General features: G+C 62.3%; 18 protein-coding genes. All 18 read left to right on the top strand.

Annotation, left to right across the window (positions count from 1 at the left end):
* The first annotated feature begins 56 nt into the window (after nucleotides 1–56).
* The 18 genes from WJ16_RS07760 (at nucleotide 57) to WJ16_RS07835 (ending at nucleotide 16,219) form a co-directional block, all read left to right on the top strand.
* Nucleotides 57–341, top strand: coding sequence for a hypothetical protein (locus WJ16_RS07760; RefSeq protein WP_208606995.1), 285 nt, complete (start codon nucleotides 57–59; stop codon nucleotides 339–341).
* 130 nt (nucleotides 342–471) lie between these two features.
* Complete coding sequence (locus WJ16_RS07765) at nucleotides 472–894, top strand: hypothetical protein (protein WP_069256559.1); 423 nt, start codon at nucleotides 472–474, stop codon at nucleotides 892–894.
* A 64-nt stretch (nucleotides 895–958) separates the two neighbouring features.
* The gene (locus WJ16_RS35750) at nucleotides 959–1,093 is read left to right on the top strand and encodes a hypothetical protein (protein ID WP_257785860.1); all 135 of its coding nucleotides are present in this window, start codon (nucleotides 959–961) and stop codon (nucleotides 1,091–1,093) included.
* Complete coding sequence (locus WJ16_RS07775; RefSeq protein ID WP_069256561.1) at nucleotides 1,093–1,464, top strand: hypothetical protein; 372 nt, start codon at nucleotides 1,093–1,095, stop codon at nucleotides 1,462–1,464. The genes WJ16_RS35750 and WJ16_RS07775 overlap by 1 nt, the downstream gene beginning before the upstream one ends.
* Nucleotides 1,461–2,696 carry a PBSX family phage terminase large subunit gene (locus tag WJ16_RS07780; RefSeq protein WP_069256562.1) on the top strand — a complete coding sequence of 412 codons (1,236 nt, stop codon included), beginning with the start codon at nucleotides 1,461–1,463 and terminating at the stop codon, nucleotides 2,694–2,696. Before WJ16_RS07775 ends, WJ16_RS07780 begins: the two co-directional genes overlap by 4 nt.
* Entirely contained in the window at nucleotides 2,696–4,801 is a 2,106-nt protein-coding gene (locus tag WJ16_RS07785; protein ID WP_069256563.1) for a portal protein, read from the top strand. Before WJ16_RS07780 ends, WJ16_RS07785 begins: the two co-directional genes overlap by 1 nt.
* Nucleotide 4,802: 1 nt before the next feature.
* Nucleotides 4,803–5,108 carry a hypothetical protein gene (locus tag WJ16_RS07790; protein ID WP_069256564.1) on the top strand — a complete coding sequence of 102 codons (306 nt, stop codon included), beginning with the start codon at nucleotides 4,803–4,805 and terminating at the stop codon, nucleotides 5,106–5,108.
* 106 nt (nucleotides 5,109–5,214) lie between these two features.
* On the top strand, nucleotides 5,215–5,937 hold the full coding sequence (locus WJ16_RS07795; RefSeq protein WP_069256565.1) for a dihydrolipoyllysine-residue succinyltransferase component of 2-oxoglutarate dehydrogenase complex: 723 nt from the start codon (nucleotides 5,215–5,217) through the stop codon (nucleotides 5,935–5,937).
* 8 nt (nucleotides 5,938–5,945) lie between these two features.
* On the top strand, nucleotides 5,946–7,154 hold the full coding sequence (locus tag WJ16_RS07800) for a P22 phage major capsid protein family protein (RefSeq protein WP_076605899.1): 1,209 nt from the start codon (nucleotides 5,946–5,948) through the stop codon (nucleotides 7,152–7,154).
* Nucleotides 7,154–7,567, top strand: coding sequence for a hypothetical protein (locus WJ16_RS07805; RefSeq protein WP_157126737.1), 414 nt, complete (start codon nucleotides 7,154–7,156; stop codon nucleotides 7,565–7,567). The genes WJ16_RS07800 and WJ16_RS07805 overlap by 1 nt, the downstream gene beginning before the upstream one ends.
* On the top strand, nucleotides 7,564–8,280 hold the full coding sequence (locus WJ16_RS07810) for a phage adaptor protein (protein ID WP_069256568.1): 717 nt from the start codon (nucleotides 7,564–7,566) through the stop codon (nucleotides 8,278–8,280). Before WJ16_RS07805 ends, WJ16_RS07810 begins: the two co-directional genes overlap by 4 nt.
* Entirely contained in the window at nucleotides 8,280–9,704 is a 1,425-nt protein-coding gene (locus tag WJ16_RS07815) for a packaged DNA stabilization protein (RefSeq protein WP_084636015.1), read from the top strand. Before WJ16_RS07810 ends, WJ16_RS07815 begins: the two co-directional genes overlap by 1 nt.
* Nucleotides 9,701–10,819 carry a hypothetical protein gene (locus WJ16_RS34725; RefSeq protein ID WP_157126738.1) on the top strand — a complete coding sequence of 373 codons (1,119 nt, stop codon included), beginning with the start codon at nucleotides 9,701–9,703 and terminating at the stop codon, nucleotides 10,817–10,819. Before WJ16_RS07815 ends, WJ16_RS34725 begins: the two co-directional genes overlap by 4 nt.
* A gap of 16 nt (nucleotides 10,820–10,835) precedes the next feature.
* Complete coding sequence (locus tag WJ16_RS07820; RefSeq protein ID WP_069256569.1) at nucleotides 10,836–11,162, top strand: hypothetical protein; 327 nt, start codon at nucleotides 10,836–10,838, stop codon at nucleotides 11,160–11,162.
* Nucleotides 11,159–11,542 carry a hypothetical protein gene (locus WJ16_RS34730; RefSeq protein WP_157126739.1) on the top strand — a complete coding sequence of 128 codons (384 nt, stop codon included), beginning with the start codon at nucleotides 11,159–11,161 and terminating at the stop codon, nucleotides 11,540–11,542. Before WJ16_RS07820 ends, WJ16_RS34730 begins: the two co-directional genes overlap by 4 nt.
* Nucleotides 11,542–12,357, top strand: a complete 816-nt coding sequence (locus WJ16_RS07825; RefSeq protein WP_069256570.1) for a hypothetical protein — start codon at nucleotides 11,542–11,544, stop codon at nucleotides 12,355–12,357. Before WJ16_RS34730 ends, WJ16_RS07825 begins: the two co-directional genes overlap by 1 nt.
* A gap of 2 nt (nucleotides 12,358–12,359) precedes the next feature.
* Nucleotides 12,360–13,787 carry a hypothetical protein gene (locus WJ16_RS07830; RefSeq protein WP_069256571.1) on the top strand — a complete coding sequence of 476 codons (1,428 nt, stop codon included), beginning with the start codon at nucleotides 12,360–12,362 and terminating at the stop codon, nucleotides 13,785–13,787.
* Nucleotides 13,787–16,219: a glucosaminidase domain-containing protein gene (locus tag WJ16_RS07835; RefSeq protein WP_069256572.1), complete on the top strand. Its 2,433-nt coding sequence runs from the start codon at nucleotides 13,787–13,789 to the stop codon at nucleotides 16,217–16,219. The genes WJ16_RS07830 and WJ16_RS07835 overlap by 1 nt, the downstream gene beginning before the upstream one ends.
* The last annotated feature ends 83 nt before the right edge of the window (nucleotides 16,220–16,302 follow it).

Consider the following 16,302-nt stretch of genomic DNA (forward strand, 5'->3'; position numbering starts at 1 on the left):
CGCCGTGGGGGAGTCGTTCGCCCTCAGAAAACCGAATTCAGCACCCGAAAGCCCGCTTGGCATCCGCCAGCGGGCTTTTTGCTTTGGAGCATGCCATGGCGACGATGAGCACGAAGAAGCGCGACAAGCTGCCTGCGAAGGCGTTTGCGGGCCCGGATCGGTCGTATCCGGTCAACGATCGCGCTCACGCGGCGAACGCCAAGGCGCGCGCATCGCAGGCCGTCAACGCCGGCCGCATGTCCCCGAGCGAGAAGTCGAAGATCGACGCCAAGGCCGACAAGGTGCTCGGCGAGTCCCCGAAGCGCGGTGAACGCACCGCGAAGCACAAGGCCAAGAAGTGATTCTTCCGCAAGCCGTGAGTGCGCGAACCGCGGCAGCTGTCGACGTATTGGAAGCCAGTGGTCTCCGCCGGATTCCGGAACTCGTGCTGGCGACGGGCGGCAGCAATCCTATCAACGAACGGAGCATGACATGAGCGATATCAACGCAGCACCGAGCAGCACCGAGCCGGCCGACGCCCCGAACTGGACGCCGGAGCAGTTGGCCGAGATTCAGGCTCGCAACGTCGTACCTATGCAGATCAATCAGATCGCGGAGGCTGGCACGGCCACGGCGGGGGAGCTTGCCGCCGGTGCTCAGGCACCGGCTACTGGCACGTCGACGGACGTTTCTCCTTCCTCTGCCTCGACTGCGATGCTCGCGAGCGGGTCGCAAGCGGCGAACTCCCTCAACCCTGCTGACGCGCCCGCAGTCGGCGGCGGTGTTGACGCCCCGTCGCACCTCCTGATGCTCGACGCCATGCTCGCCGAGATCGAGCGCAAGATCGCGGCCGGCATCCACCTGTTCGCGCATGAGGTCACGGTCGCGCGCGATCACTTGGCGAAGCTGCTGTAACGCCATGCGCACTGAAGCCACGCACGTGATTTGCTGCCCGGCGAGCCCGAACGACGGCAAGCGCGTGCGCGTCGTGGCCGACCCCGGCTACAACGTGCTGGCCGATCGCACGGATGATCCGGATTGGCTTTCGGTCGAAATGGTCGACACCGGCGTTCACGGCTCGATCGAACGCAGGTTCGTGGCGGAGATTGCGTGATGGCCAATCCGACCAAGTTCAAGCCCGAGTTCGTCGAGCTCGCGCGGAACTACTGCCTGCTCGGCGCGACCGATGTCGAGCTCGCGCGCTTCTTCGGCACGACCGATCGCACGATCCGCACGTGGAAGCAGCAGCATCCTGAGTTTGGGGAAGTGCTTGACCAAGCGAAGGAAGTGCCAGACGCAAACGTCGTCGGCGCGCTTTACCGGAACGCGCTCGCCGGCAACGTGACGGCTCAGATTTTCTGGCTGAAGAACCGGCAGCCGGCCAAGTGGCGCGACAAGGTTGACCACGAGCACGCCGGCAAGGACGGGGGTGCCATCCAGTTCCAGCGCGTCGAGCGCCGCATCATCGATCCGAAATCGAAATGACCATCCTCGAAATCCAGACGCCGCGGGTATTTGCTCCGCTGCTCGCTCCTGCGCGTTACAAAGGCGCGCACGGCGGTCGTGGATCGGGCAAATCGCACTTCTTCGGTGAGCTGTGGCTGGAAGAAAACGTCTCGGAAAAGTACGACTTCGTCTGCCTGCGCGAGACGCTGAAGTCGCTCGAGTTCTCGGTGAAGAAGCTGCTCGAAGCGAAGATCGCTGCGTTCAACGCGGGCGACTATTTCGAGGTGCAGGATCGACGCATCATGTCGCGCAACGGTGGCGTCACGATTTTCGAGGGTATGCAGAACCACACGGCCGACTCCATCAAGTCGCTGGAGGGATTCGACCGCGCGTGGTTCGAGGAAGCGCAGAACGCGTCCGAGAAAAGTCTCACGCTGCTGCGCCCGACGATCCGCAAGCCCGGTTCTCAACTCTGGTTCGGGTGGAACCCGAGCAAGCCGACCGATCCGATCGACGTTCTGCTGCGCGGCGCCGAGCCGCCCCCGGATTCGATCGTCGTCGAGGCGAACTTCATGGACAACCCCTGGCTACCGCGCGAACTCCACGAGGAAATGGAGTACGACAAGCGCCGCGACCCGGACAAATACGCGCACGTATGGCTGGGTGGCTATCAGCAGCGCAGCGAGGCGCGCGTGTTCAAGAACTGGCGCGTCGAGGAATTCGAGCGGCCCGAGGGAACGATCTTCCGCCTGGGCGCCGACTGGGGATTCGCGAGCGATCCCTCGGTGCTGATCCGCTGCGACATCGACGGGAACCGTCTGTACGTCGACTACGAGGCGTATCAGGTCGGCTGCGAGATCGTGAACCTGCCCGAGCTGTTCATGGCCGTCCCGGAGGCCGAGAAGTGGCCGATTACGGCCGATTCGGCACGTCCAGAGACGATCAGCCACATGCAGAAGCACGGCTTCCCGAAGATCCGCGCCGCGATCAAGGGCGCGAAATCGCTCGAGGAAGGCGTCGAGTTCCTGAACTCGTTCGACATCGTCGTTCACCCGCGCTGCAAGCACCTGATCGATGAGCTGACGCTCTACAAGTACAAGGAAGACAAGCTGACCGGTGCCGTGCTGCCGATCCTTGAGGACAAGGACAACCACGTGATCGACGCGCTGCGCTATGCCTGCGAAGGTGCGCGCCGAGCAGCGAAGCCCGTGAAGTCGAAACAACCCGTCGTGCGCCGCTCCGTGATGGGCGGTGGCGCTTGGATGAGCTGATGGCCCGCAAACCGAAAGAAGATCCGAGCGCGAAGATCGTCGCCGAGGCGAAGGAGCGCTTCGAGCGGTGCCAGGAGTTCGAGTCCGAGTTTCGCCAGCGCTTTGTCGAGGATCTGCGTTTCTCGAACGGTGACGCGGACAACGGATGGCAATGGCCGGATCAGATCCGCACCACGCGGGAAGGCGATGCACGCCCGTGCCTGACGATCAACAAGGTCCGCCAGCACAACCTGCAAATCATCAACGACGCGAAGCAGAACAAGCCGAGCGTCAAGACGCTGCCAGTCGACGGCGACGCCGACATCGAGATCGCGAAGATCCTAGACGGCATCGTGCGGCACATCGAATACAACTCGCACGCCGAGATCGTGTACGACACCGCGACCGAGTTCGCGGTACAAGGTGGCCTCGGCTATTGGCGAGTCGTCTGCGAGTACGCGCACGACGGCTCGTTCGATCAGGAAATCTTCCTGCGGCGCGTGAAAGACCCGCTCACGATCTTCCTCGACCCGGACATCGAGTCGGCGGACGGCTCGGACGCGAAGTTTGCCTTCGTGTTCGAGGAGATGACGAAGGCCGAGTACGAGGCGCGCTATCCGGGCGAGGAGGCGCAGAGTGTCGTGTTCGGCGACGACACGCAGAGCGACGGCTGGATCAGCAAGAACAAGATCCGCGTGTGCGAGTACTTCCGCAAGACGGCGAAGGTCGACAAGCTTGTGAATCACCCGGTCAATGGCCCGATGCGCCTGTCGGAGATCGAGGACGCCGATGAGCGCGCGGCGATCGAGAAGGATGCGTCGATCCAGAAGCGCGAGATCACCGAACCGCAGATCACGTGGTATCTGATCGCGGGCGACAAGATCATCGATGAGAAGCCGTGGGCGGGGCGCTACATTCCGATCGTGCGCGTGGTGGGCGAGGAAATCGTCATCAACGGAAAGGTCGAGCGCAAGGGCCATACGCGGAACCTGAAAGACGCGCAGCGCATGTACAACTACATGTCGTCGGCGAACGTCGAGTACATCGCGCTGCAGACGAAGACGCCGTTCGTCGGGCCGGCCGAAGCATTCGAGGGCTATGAATCCGAATGGGCGAACGCGAACAAGGACAATCTGCCGTACCTGCCGTACAACTCGTTCGACGAAGCTGGAAATAAGATCGACCGCCCGCAGCGCGAACAGCCGCCCGTCGGCGCGAATGCGTATCTGACCGGCATGCAGAACGCGCAGCAGGAACTGATGATGGCATCGGGCCAGTATCAGGAGCAGTTCGGGCAGCCGTCGAACGCGCAGGCCGGTGTAGCAATCCAGGCGCGGCAGCGGCAGGGCGATCGCGCGACGTACCACTTCATCGACAACGTGGCGCGCGCGATTCGCTATACGGGCCGTGTGCTGATCGACCTGATTCCGAAGATCTACGACACGAAACGCGTGGTGCGTATCGTCGGCGAAGATGGCACCGAGACATTCGCGCAGGTCGATCCGGATCAGCAACAGCCACTGCAACAGGCTCCGCATCCGACGATCGCCGACGAAGTGCAGATGATCTTCAATCCGGGCATCGGGCGCTACGACGTCACGGTTGAGGTCGGTCCGAATTACGAGACGCGCCGGCAGGAAGCGTTCAATGCGCTCACGCAGATCATGGGGCAGGATCAGGAACTGATGAAGGTGGCGGGCGACCTGCTGTTCAAGGCGGCCGACTTCCCGATGGCCGATGAGGTCGCGGAACGCCTGCACCGCACGATTCCGCCGCAGATCCTCGGCGAAGGCCCGAGTCCGCAAGAGCAGGACATGCAGCAGAAGATGACGCAGATGGGCCAGATGATCGAGCACCTGACCGCCGAACTTCAAAACGCGCGGCAGGGGAAGGATGCGCAGGAAACGAACATCAAGGCATACGACGCGGAAACGAAGCGCCTCGCAGCCTTGGGTCAACCGCTCGACCCGCAGATCGTTGCGCACGTCGCGACCCAGGTCGTGATGCAGATGATGGGAACCGGCGCGCCGGAAGGCGCACCACCTCCGACGCCCGACCCGATGCAACAGCCACCCCAGAACCCGCCAAGTGCGGGTTTTTCTTTGCCCGCACCTCAAGGACAGTGACATGAGCTATCCCGGCATCCTCCAGGACCTCGGGTCCACGACCCCGATCCAAGGCATCTATCGCATCACGCAGACGCTCACGCCGGCGCAGGTCGCCGCGAACACCAGCGCCGAACAGACGTTCACGGTACCGGGCTTGCAAGTCGGCGACTCGATTGACGTCAACAAGCCGTCGCATCAGGTCGGTTTGTCGATCGGCAACGTGCGCGTTTCCGCGGCGAACACGCTTGCGATCCAGTACGTGAACACGACCGCCAGCCCGATCACGCCGACGGCCGAGCAATACATCATCGGCGGCCAGCGCTAACGCCTGACCCCTCCAGTTTCCCCGAAGGCCCGCATCCGAAAGGAGCGGGCCTTTTTGCTTTCCGTACCGGCGCGGCATCACCGGGCTCAAATCCTTGGATACGTCCATGCAAACCGAAGACAACGCAGTACCGACGGAAATCACCGTACCGCCGACGACGGAAACCCCGGAACCGGCGCACGAGCCCGCTGAAACGAGCACGGAATCGGGCACCGAGCAACCCGCAGCAGCAGTCGAGCCGCAGCCGCAGGAAAAGCCCAAGAGCGATTGGGTGCAACGGCGCATCGATCAGCTCACGCGGGAGAAGCACGAGGAAAAGCGGCAGCGCGAAGCCCTCGAGGCGCGCCTGCGTGAACTCCAGCCGGATACCGCGACACCCAACGCGCAGCCGATGACCGCGGACCAGATCCGCGCAGAGGCGAAGCGTCTCATCGAGCAGGAAAAGTTCGATGCGGCCTGCAACAAGGTGTTCGACGCCGGCAAGACCGAGTTTCCGGACTGGGACGCATCGCTGCGCACCTTCCAGATGCTCGGCGGTGCATCGCCGGAGTTCCTGGAGGCCGTCACGGCGATGGATGCCGGCCACAAGGTTCTTCATCACCTCGGCCAGCACCCCGAAGAAGCCGAGCGCCTGCTATCCCTTCCTCCGCTCCGTATGGCGCTTGAACTGGCCCGTCTCGAAACGACGGTCGGTCAGGCGAAACCCGCTCCCGTATCGAAGGCGCCCGCGCCGATCTCGCCTGTTGGCGGCAAATCCGCTCCGGTTGAACCGGAGGAATTTGCCACGACGGCGGATTACGTCGCATGGCGCAAACGTAACCGCTCATGAGGCGATAAATGGCAAACACTCTTCTCACTCCCGTCAAGATCCTCGACGAATCGCTGATGATTCTCGAGAACATGCTGACCTTCACGGCCCGCTCGAACCGCGACTACTCGGACGAGTTCGCAGTCAGCGGCGCGAAGATCGGCGCGACCGTCAACGCTCGCAAGCCGAACCGCTTCGTCGGTACGACCGGCCCGGCGTTGAACATCGAGAACGTGAACGAAACGTCGGTGCCGATCACGCTGACGACGCAGTTCCACGTCGACTTCACGTTCAGCTCGCAAGAACTGACCCTCATCGTCGACGAGTTCGCAGACCGCTACATCAAGCCGGCCATGGCGACGATCGCCAACAAGATCGATTTCGACGGCCTCGGCCTCGCGACGACGGTTGCGAACAACGTCGGAACGGTCGGCACCACGCCGAATGACATCAAGGTGCTGCTCGATGCCGGCGTGAAGCTCGACAACGAGGCCGCGCCGCGCGACGGGCGCCGTACGGTCGTGTGGGACCCGGCCACGAACGGGTCGATGGTGAAGTCGGCCGCCGGCCTGTTCAATCCGTCGAACAAGATCGGCGAGCAATACGACAGCGGCATCTTCTCGCCGTCGGGTCTGGGCTTCGACATCGGCATGGACCAGAACGTGAACACGTTCACGACCGGCACGCGCACGAACGGCACCGTCTCGGGCGCGGGCCAAACCGGCTCGACGCTGCTCGTCACGGGTCTCGGTGCCGCAGCGACGGTCAAGAAGGGCGACACGTTCACGATCGCGGGCGTGTTCGGCGTGAACCCGCAGAACCGCCAGTCCACCGGCGTGCTGCGTCAGTTCACCGTGCTGGCCGATGCCACGGCCGACGGCTCCGGCAATGCGACGCTGTCGATCTTCCCGGCCATCAATACGGCCGCGTCGAACCAGCAATACCAGACGGTCACCGCCGGCCCGGCGAACGCTGCTGCAGTCACGTGGGACATCGCGGCGTCGACGCAGTACACGGCGAGCCTCGCATATCACCGCGACGCGTTCACGCTGGCAACCGCCGACCTGGAAGACGTCAGCAAGTACGGTGCTTGGGGCGCGCGCCGCGTGCACAAGGGCATCTCGATGCGGATCGCTCGTCAGTACGCGATCGGCACCGATACCGTCCCGTGCCGGATCGACGTGCTGTACGGCTGGGCGCCGGTGTACAACGAGCTGGCCTGCCGGATCGTCCGCTGATGGGCGTCCTGCTTCAGCAATCGACCCCCGCTTCGGCGGGGGTTTTTGTTTCCGGAGGCGACGTGTTCCAAGAATTCCCGATGTGGGTAACTGGCCCGAATGGCGCGCAGCAGATCGTCGAGTCGCAAGCTGCATTCGAGTCGCTCGGCGATGGCTGGAAGAAGCCCGCGCGCGTCGAGCTCGTGCCGCGCGAGCAAGCGCCGGATTTCGTCGAGTATCCGAAGTGGGTGGGCGACGTTCTCGTGCACAGCGCCGAGGAAGAGGCCGCGCTCCCGACGACCGCGGGAAGCAACGCCGATGTTGCGGCCGACGACGAGCGCGCAGCGCTGATCCAGATCGCCAAAGAGAAGGCCGTGCGGATCGACAGGCGCTGGTCGAGCGACAAGATCCGCGCGGCGCTGGAGGCAGCGTGACAACCGCCGTCGACCTGATCACCCTCGCGCTAAAGGACATCGGCGCGCTGGGTATCGGGCAGTCGATCGCGCCCGACGATACCGAGGACGCGCTGAACACGCTGAACATGATGCTCGGCCAGTGGCAGGGCGAGCGCCTGAGCGTCTATCACCTCGTCGACACGGCGCTGCAATCGACCGGCGCGCAGTCGTACACGGTCGGACCCGGCGGCAACTTCAACACGCCGTCGTGGCCGTACCAGATCAACGCGGCATATGCACGCCTGAACCCTGGCACCGCGACGCCGATCGATTACCCAGTGACGATCATCCCGGCGCGCGAGGATTACGCGCGTATCGCGCTCAAGGCGCTGCAGTCGTTCCCGAACTATGCGTTCTACGACTCGGCGTGGCCGCTCGGCACGCTGTTCATGTATCCGGTACCGAACGCGAGTTTTGAGTTGCACATCGTGACGCTCGAGGAACTTCCGCAGTTCGTGACGCCGGCCGACGTGATCAACCTGCCGCCGCAGTATATGGCCGCGATCCGCTACAACCTCGCGTGCTATCTGGCGCCGTCATATCAGTTGGACCCCCAGGCGGCGCTGGTGCGCCTCGCGATGAACGCGAAGCGCGTCGTCAAGCGCATGAACGTGCAGATCAAGGCAATGAGCATGCCGCGCGGGCTGGCGACGAAGCAGCGCTACAACATCTATTCGGATCGGCCTTACTGATGCGCGTCCCTCTGACTGTCGGCGCATACGCCGCGAAAAGCCTGATCGCGGAGGCGCAGCGCTGCGTAAACCTGTACGGCGAGCAGAACCCGCAGGACGCACCGGTGCCGTTCACGTACTACCCGACGCCGGGCTTGACGCTTGTTTCGAATCCTCCGCTCGCCGGAGAATCGCGATGTATCTACACCGCATCGAACGGCGCGCGCTACGAGGTGGTTCACGACATCGTCTATTCGGTCGATACGCTCAACAATTACAGTTCGTTGGGATCGGTTACGACAGAGAGTGGCCCTGTTTCGATGGTCGACAACGGGACGTCTATTTTCATTGTCGATGGCAGTACGGCTGGATTCATCGTGGATCTCGCGAACCGCACCATGACACGCTGTACTGATCCGGCGTTCTACGGTGCCGACAAGGTCGATTTCGTCGACGGCTATTTCGTGTTCAACAAGCCGAACAGCACGCAGTTTTATATCTCGAAGTACAACGACGTCACATTCGATCCGCTGGATATCGCCTCGAAATCGACCTATTCGGACGACCTTGTCACGCTGGCAGTGATGCATCGCGAGATCTGGCTGTTCGGCGAATTGACAACGGAGGTTTGGTTCAACACGGGCTCGTCTGATTTCACGTTTGGCCGGATGCCGGGCGTCTTCATCGAGCACGGCTGCGCTGCGAAGCATTCGGTCGCAAAGATCGATCTTGCGCTGTTTTGGCTCGGGCATGATCTCCAGGGGCAGGGCGTCGTTTTCGCGGGGCGCAATTACCAGGCCGAACGTATCTCGACGCACGCTCTTGAGCAAGCTATCAGTGCGTATTCCCGCATTAACGACGCGATCGGCTTTTCGTACATGCAAGGCGGCCATGCCTTCTATGTTCTGACATTCCCGAGCGCGAATGCGACGTGGTGCTTCGATACGGCGACCGGGCAGTGGCACCAGCGCGCGTATCTCGAGGCCGACGGCTCGCTCAGCCGGCATCGCATGAACTGCCATTCGTTCAACGCCGGCCGCAATCTCGTCGGCGATTGGCAGACGGGCGCAGTCTATGCCCTCGACCCGAACATCTACACCGACAACGGGGCGCTGATCCAGCGCATCCGATCCTTCCCGCACATTCTGGGAGCCGACGGAAACCGCGTGATGTTCCGCCAGTTCATTGCAGATATGGAAGTGGGCGCAGGGATGCCGGACGATGCCACAGATCCGCTCGTGAGTCTGCGCTGGAGCGATGACCGCGGCGCAACGTGGGGGAATCCGGTGACGGCCACGATGGGGCGCCGCGGCGAATTCCGCACATCAATCCAGTTTCAGCGTCTCGGCTACGCACGTGACCGCGTGTTCGAGTTGTCATGGTCCGAGCCGATCAAAACCGCGCTGAACGGTGCCTGGGTCGACGTGTCGAGGGCACGCACGTGAACACGCAGGCAAATTTCCCCTCCGGGAATCCGCTCGATGCATCCGGAAATCTGACTCCACATTGGCGCCTGTTCTTCATGGCGCTGTTCAGTCGGACAGGATCGGAATCGGGAAACGATACGTCTGCGATGCAAAAGGCCATCGCAGACCTGCAAACGGAAACGTCGGCCGGCGAGCCGTCGCCTGACCTTTCGAAGATTTACGCACTGATCGATGCAGCGGAGGCAGCAGCTGCGCAGGCAATGGCTGCTGCGGTGCGCGCGCCTGACGAGCGCGGCGAAAGCGGCGATGCGTCGGCGGCCGGCGATCTGCTCAACCGTATCCGAGAACTTGAGCAGCGCATTGACGGTGCGTCTAGCGCATCGGCATTCGCGACGCAGGATTTCGATGCGCAGCTTGGCGCAGGCGTGTCAATTCCAACCGACACAGCGCACCTGACAAACGGCGCAGGTTTCGTGACGACGGAAGCGGGTCGCCTTCTGGCAATTCGTTCGCTTTCGAACGGCACATATACCCCGACTGCGGGCGCAAACACGGTGCTCGTGCGAATGCAGGGTCCCGGCGGCGCTGGCGGCGGTACGGCTGCGACCGGAGCGGGACAGTCGGCTGCAGCTGGCGGCGGCGGTGCAGGCGCGTATGTCGAAGCGCTCTTCGCAGCTTCTGCCCTGAACGGCTTGACTGTCAGCCTCGGAACAGCGGGCGCGGGCGTGAGTGCCGCCGCAGGTGGCGCCGGTACAGCAGCAACGTTCGGCAGCGCGATCAGCGCGCCAGGCGGAACCGGTGGCAACGCCGGATCTGCACTGAGCGCACCCGGCTTCACGGCCGGTAGCGGCACGACTGCAGCGGCAACCGTAACTGGCGGCACAACGCTCCTGTCGATCCCCGGCATCGGGGGCAACGCGGGCCTCGTATTCGCGGCTGGTTCGCTCTCGGAAAGCGGCCCGGGGGGCAATTCGCCTATCGGTGCCGGCGGTCAGCCGCGGCTTGGAACCGGCGCGAACGTCGGTGCCGGCTTCGGCTTCGGCGGTGGCGGCGCAAACGCACAAGCCAGCCAGGCGGCGCAAACGGGTGCTTCGGGTGGCAACGGCTGGTGCGAAGTGTGGGAATTCTCCTGATAGACAAGAGGCATCCATGATCACGTGGAAACAGCTTTTCCAAGCCGTGCTGACGGGCTCTCCCGTTTCTGAATACACGGCGCCCGCGGGCACGACGACCGCCATTCATCAGGCGACGGCGTGGAATCCGACCGGTGCCGTCGTCGCGCTGAAGATTTACATCGCTCCCGCGGCAGGCTCGGCGGCCGACGCGACGACCGTGTGGTCGACGAATGTTCCGGCTGGGTCACCCGTCCAGATCCCGCAGATCATCGGCCACAAGCTTCAGGCCGGCCAGCAGATCTTTGCGAGCGGCAACGGCGTGACGCTGACCGTATCCGGCGCGGAGAACGTGCAGCAATGACCGATTCTGAATTAATTGGGCGCACGTTCAATTCTGTGCGCGCCGGGAAATATGGGATCTCACTGGAAGAGTTCCGCCAATATCTGGTGGATTGGGAGTTGCATAGGCTAGTTGAGGGTGGAAGCGTCGTGGGCGTCGTGATGCAAAAGGGAGCCGAAGTGCATATAGCGTTCTTCGCGCCCCGCGTTGCTAGTATTCGACGCCATTTGCGTGCTCATCTTGGGCGCGTGATTTCTGAGTTTGGGGCTGCTGAAACCTATGTCGAGCACGGAAACCAGAAGAGCATGAGATTCTGCATTCGGCTCGGGTTTTATCCGATCGGCACATGCGGCCGCGCAACTCGGCTTCGGTGCCAGAAATTTAAGTATGGGGGCGCATAATGAGCGTCATCGGTAGTCTGGTGAGTGGTGTTGGATCGCTTGTTGGCGGCCTTGTTGGAGCGGATGCCAGCAGGAGTGCCGCGAATACTCAGGCCGACTCAGCCCGGTATGCGGCGGATCTGCAGGAAAAGCAATGGGAGCAGACGCAGAAAAATCTCAAGCCTTTCATGGATTTGGGAACGTCTGCGATCAATCCGCTGCTGCAGGCGATGGGATACAACTTTTCGAAGAACAGTGACGGGACATACACGTTCAACGGAATCGATCCGAGCAACATTCTCCAGCAGCGATTTTCGGCTCCTACGGCCGATGAAGCGGCCGCCACGCCAGGCTATCAGTTCACGCTTGATCAGGGGCTCAAGTCGGTGCAGAACAGCGCGGCCGCGCGCGGTCTCGGAACGTCGGGCGCAGCGCTGAAAGGAGCATCGACGTATGCGACTGGACTTGCGAACTCGACATACAACGACGTCTTCAATCGCGCGCTCAACACATTCCAGACGAACTACAGTTCAGTCGCGAACAACGTGAACCGGTTGAGTGGACTCGTTGGAAGCGGGCAAAACGCCGCTGGCACAAATGGGTCGCTGGGCGCAGCTGCGGTTGGCAATATCGGAAATACCTTGATGAGCGGCGCGAACGCGCAAGCGTCGGGAATCGTCGGAGGCGCAAATGCGCTCACGAACGCATTGAATGGAATTGGTAACTCCGCGATGACGTATGGCTTGCTGAATAACAACGCGACCGCAAACTCAGCCGCAGCGAATCCGACGTATGGCACGAGCGCTTCCGGCAACCCCATCTACTTTCAGGTGTGACGATGCCGCTCGATACCTCGATCCCGCTCCAAGTCAAGACGCCCGAGTTCAACCCTCTTCAGCAGGCGTTGCAGGTCGCGCAATTCCGGTATATGAACGCGAATGGCCAAGCTCTGCAGCAGCAACTTGATGCGAACCGGGCCGTGTCCGCTGCATATCAGCAAGCCACTGATCCAAACACGGGAAAGGTCGACAACAACAAACTGATGGGGATCATCAGCCAAGACCCACGCGCAGCCTACAACATGAGTCAGATCGCGCAGGGCATCAATACGCAGCAAAAGCAGCAAATCGATATCGATACATCGAAGCTGGATCAGGCCATCAAGGCGCAATCCGGGCTACGACAAGGACTCGGCAGTCTGCTGACTAAGCCGGATCTGTCACCGCAGGACGTCATGCAATTCGCGACGACGCAATTGCAAGCTGGATCGATTACGCCCCAGGTATTCCAAGCCGAAATGCAGTCGATGCCATCGGACCCGCAGGCTTTGCGCGGCTGGCTGCAGCAGCACTACATGTCGGCTTTGAGTGGCGAGACTCAACTGAACGCGATGATGCCGAAGTACGCTCAGGTCAACACGGGTCCGGCGACTGTCGCGGTGAACCAGAACCCACTCGCGGCAGGCGGCGGCGTCGGCACGGTCGGCTATACGGTGCAAAACGGCCTCTCGCCCAGCGAGGCGCTCGCGCCTGGACTCACGCTCAATCAGAACGGTCAACCGACGACGTACACGAAAGGCCAAATGGCTGGCGGACAGGTTCCACAGCAGCCGGGCGGCGGCTATGCGACAGGTGCGCCGATGGGTGCGCAAGGAATCGCAGATGACGCTGCGAAACGATATGGAGCGCTCCAACAAGCGGCAAGTCAGGCAAAACCCATGATGCAAACGTACGATCTCGCAGCTGACAATTTGAGGCAGACGATTGCAGGGAGGGGGGCAAGTGCCGCCTTGAATGTACCGGCACTTCTGAACACATTCGGCATTCAAGCCGGGGCAGACAAGGTCAAAAACAATCAACTGCTCGTGAATTATCTGAACAGCGCAGCAGATCAGGCTGCATCGTCGCTTGGGCTTTCCGGCAGTGATGCGCGACTCGCTGCGGCGAAAGCTGGTCAGCCTGACCCGAATAACATGAATGCCCCGGCACTCCTTGAATCTATTCAGCACGTAAAAGGTCTGCAACAAGCGCTGCTCGATCGCCAGCAGGCGACGACGAACTTCCTCGCGCAGAACGGCAACAACACAAGCCAGCTGCCGCAGTTCGAGGCGAAGTGGAACCAGTCCTTCAATCCGGACGTTTCCTACATCCGCTCGCTCGGTGATCCGGCTGCTCAACAGGCGGCCATGCAGAAGCTGAAGGCGGATGGCAAGTTGCAGTCGTGGATGAAGGACTATCAGGCCATGAAGGCGCTCGGGGCATTCTGATGGCAGACGTTCAGGGGTTCATCCAGCAATTCGGGCCGGTGGCCGCGGCCGTCAGCCCGCGCATCGGCGTCGCGCCTGACGTGCTGCTCGGACAATGGGGACTTGAGACGGGGTGGGGGAAGTCGATCATTCCTGGCACGAACAACCTTGGCAACATCAAGGGCCCGGGCGTCGCCGCAAAGGACAATCAGACGGGGGCCGTAGACCAGTACCGCGCGTATCCTTCGCCGCTCGACTTTGGCAACGACTTCGTCAACCTGATCGCGAATCGGTATCAGAATGCGGTCGGGAAGGGTGCGGATGCGACGGCCTACGCTGGCGCGCTGAAGGCTGGCGGCTATGCCGAAGACCCGAAGTATGTCGGCAAGCTCTCGAGCGCGGTGGACATGGTGCGCAAGTTCGGCGACACGATTGCCTCGGCGCTGTCTGGCACGGCCAATGCGAGCGAGTTGACGCCGGCGCAGATGGGCGGTGCGCCGGTGATCTCGGCGACGGGGCAGCGCCTGAATGGGCCGCAGATGACGGGCGCTCCGGCACCGGCAGCCGCGGCGCCAACGGCATCGACTGGCGACCCGCTGCTCGACATGGCCCACGGCATCATGGGTGGCACGCCGAAGCCCGCGATCCAAGCTTCGGCCGCGGATGATGTGCCGACCAGCCAGCCCGCGCAACAGTCTGGGCAGCAATCCGACGACCCGTTGATGGCGATGGCCGCCGGCGTGATGGCCGAAAAGGGCGGCGCTGCGAATGCCCCCAAAAAATCGTTAGCGACGAATGGCTCGCCGCAGACCGCGCTTCAGGCCACCATTACTGGTCAGCCTTGGCAAACGCCGGGGTCGGTTACGATGGGGATCGGCGATGCTATCAAAGGCGGTGTTCAATCGCTCGTGCATGGTGGCGCATGGCTTGCGAACAAGGTTGCCCCCGATTCGCAGTTCGCGAAGGATATCAATGCTGCGGTACCGCAGATCGACCAGACCATTCAGGCTCAGAACGCGCAGTACGTCACCGATCGCGCGGCGCAGCAGCCTCAGACGCTTAAGGGGATTGTGACGGGGCAGCGCCAAGCGCCCGGCGTCGACTGGGGGCGAATGGCTGGAAACGTGATTGGAGCCGCTCCTCTAGCAGCGACGTTACCTACCGGTTCGGGCGTCCTCGGCACCATCGGAGCCGGAATGCTGTCGGGCGCCGCAAACAGTCTGCTTGAGCCCGTCACGACGCCCGGTAATTTCCTGCAGCAGAAGCTTGGGCAGGCAGCTGCCGGCGCGGCCGTTGGCGGCGTCGCGAATCCTTTGGTGAGGGCGGTAGGTGCGGCCGTTTCGCCAACTGTCGGTGCAGCCCAGCAGCGGATGCTTGATTCGGGCGTGACGATGACGCCCGGTCAAATTCTCGGGGGCGGTTTTGCGCGAACGGAAGCGAAGCTTTCAAGCGTCCCGTTTCTTGGGGACATGATCAAGAACGCTCAGCAACGCACGCTTCAGGATTTCAATCGGGCAACCTATAACGAGGTGCTCGCGCCGATTGGCGCCACTTACGAAGGCCCCGCAGGTCAAGAGGCGATCGGGGCGGTTCGCAATGCGATTCGCGACGCCTACGATGATTCGCTCGGGCGCATGTCGTTTCAGGCTGCCGATCCCGGCTTCCAGGCGGACATTCTTCGTCTGACCGATATGGCTCAGCAACTTCCCGCTGCGCAACGACAGACGTTCATGAATACGCTGCGCACTCAGATATTCGGGAAGGTCGGTCCTCAAGGAAACATGGACGGCCAAACCCTGAAAGGAGTGCAGGAAGAGCTCGGCGATCTCGCGCGAGGCTATTCGGGAGATCCGTCTTTCGACAATCGCCAATTGGGGGCCGCTATCGGAGAAATTCGATCGGCCGTCGAGAATTCGCTCGCCCGGACAAATCCCGCGGATGCGGTAGAGGGGCTCGCGAATGCGAACGCCGCATATGCGCGATTTGCGCGTATGCGTGCCGCTGCGGCATCTCAAGGTGCCATGAACAATGAAGGCATTTTCACGGCCGCCCAACTGCAGAACGCAGTCAAAGCCGGTGATAGATCGGCCGGAAAGGGCGCAACTGCGACTGGGAATGCGCTGATGCAGGACTTTTCGACCGCGGCTCAGTCCGTGCTTGGGTCGAAATATCCGGATTCAGGAACTGCCGGTCGCGGCTTGATGGCGCTGCTCGCGCCCGGGTCGATCGGCGCAGGACTAGCTACGGCGCCGCTATCGACCCTTGGGACGCTCGGCGGCATCGGCCTCGGGGCGCTTCCCTATACGGGAACTGGGCAGCGCCTTGCGCAGGCTCTCTTGACGGCTCGCCCCGGGTTCGCGGTCCCAGTACGGAATGGGCTTTCCCAGTTCGTCGCTCCACTCGCCGCGCCGACGGGCAATGCGCTCATCAATGCGATCGCACCAAGCAAATAGATGTTTTTTGATGACCGGGAAGATTGCCCCAATCACGCCATATGATGCAGCAACGACGATAGCTCGAACAGTTTGGTCGTCCA

Origin of the sequence: Burkholderia metallica, assembly GCF_001718555.1 — a bacterium.
GTDB classification, from domain to species: Bacteria; Pseudomonadota; Gammaproteobacteria; order Burkholderiales; family Burkholderiaceae; genus Burkholderia; species Burkholderia metallica.

Coding starts and splice junctions, on each gene's coding strand:
- WJ16_RS07765 (WP_069256559.1), top strand. CDS start 472: ATGAGCGATATCAACGCAGCACCGAGCAGCACCGAGCCGGCCGACGCC.
- WJ16_RS07775 (WP_069256561.1), top strand. CDS start 1,093: ATGGCCAATCCGACCAAGTTCAAGCCCGAGTTCGTCGAGCTCGCGCGG.
- WJ16_RS07780 (WP_069256562.1), top strand. CDS start 1,461: ATGACCATCCTCGAAATCCAGACGCCGCGGGTATTTGCTCCGCTGCTC.
- WJ16_RS07785 (WP_069256563.1), top strand. CDS start 2,696: ATGGCCCGCAAACCGAAAGAAGATCCGAGCGCGAAGATCGTCGCCGAG.
- WJ16_RS07790 (WP_069256564.1), top strand. CDS start 4,803: ATGAGCTATCCCGGCATCCTCCAGGACCTCGGGTCCACGACCCCGATC.
- WJ16_RS07795 (WP_069256565.1), top strand. CDS start 5,215: ATGCAAACCGAAGACAACGCAGTACCGACGGAAATCACCGTACCGCCG.
- WJ16_RS07800 (WP_076605899.1), top strand. CDS start 5,946: ATGGCAAACACTCTTCTCACTCCCGTCAAGATCCTCGACGAATCGCTG.
- WJ16_RS07805 (WP_157126737.1), top strand. CDS start 7,154: ATGGGCGTCCTGCTTCAGCAATCGACCCCCGCTTCGGCGGGGGTTTTT.
- WJ16_RS07815 (WP_084636015.1), top strand. CDS start 8,280: ATGCGCGTCCCTCTGACTGTCGGCGCATACGCCGCGAAAAGCCTGATC.
- WJ16_RS07820 (WP_069256569.1), top strand. CDS start 10,836: ATGATCACGTGGAAACAGCTTTTCCAAGCCGTGCTGACGGGCTCTCCC.
- WJ16_RS34730 (WP_157126739.1), top strand. CDS start 11,159: ATGACCGATTCTGAATTAATTGGGCGCACGTTCAATTCTGTGCGCGCC.
- WJ16_RS07825 (WP_069256570.1), top strand. CDS start 11,542: ATGAGCGTCATCGGTAGTCTGGTGAGTGGTGTTGGATCGCTTGTTGGC.
- WJ16_RS07830 (WP_069256571.1), top strand. CDS start 12,360: ATGCCGCTCGATACCTCGATCCCGCTCCAAGTCAAGACGCCCGAGTTC.
- WJ16_RS07835 (WP_069256572.1), top strand. CDS start 13,787: ATGGCAGACGTTCAGGGGTTCATCCAGCAATTCGGGCCGGTGGCCGCG.